At 65.2% G+C, this 460-nt stretch carries 1 protein-coding gene; it reads left to right on the forward strand.

The window, feature by feature from the left end; all coding sequences use genetic code 11:
* On the forward strand, positions 1–460 hold a 460-nt coding region (locus RNB18_RS51765; RefSeq protein ID WP_311721028.1), incomplete at both ends, for a glutathionylspermidine synthase family protein.

Below are 460 nucleotides of genomic sequence, written 5' to 3' on the forward strand. Positions count from 1 at the left end.
GTGCACTACGTCTTCGACATGGACGAGGTGCTGTCGATCGAGGCCTCCGTCGAGGTGCTGCACTCGATGTGCCTGGAGGCCGTCGAGAACGTCGTACTGACCGGGCGCTACCGCGACTTCGGGCTTCCCGAATGGAGCTGGGAGCACATCGAGAAGTCCTGGCGGCGCAGTGATCCGCACCTGTACGGCCGTTTCGATCTTCGCTACGACGGCCGCCGGCCGCCGGTGCTGCTGGAGTACAACGCCGACACCCCGACCACACTGCTGGAGGCGGCGATCCTGCAGTGGCACTGGAAGACGGACGTCTATCCGGAGGATGATCAGTGGAACTCGTTGCACGAGAAGCTGGTTGCCCGTTGGGGTGAGATCCGCGACCGCCTGCCGGGGGCGGAGACGTACTTCACCTGGTCGGGCGCCGAACTCAGCGGCGAGGATCACGTGACGGTCGCCTACCTGCAGG

It is taken from the genome of Streptomyces doebereineriae (assembly GCF_031845645.1).
GTDB lineage: Bacteria > Actinomycetota > Actinomycetes > Streptomycetales > Streptomycetaceae > Streptomyces > Streptomyces canus.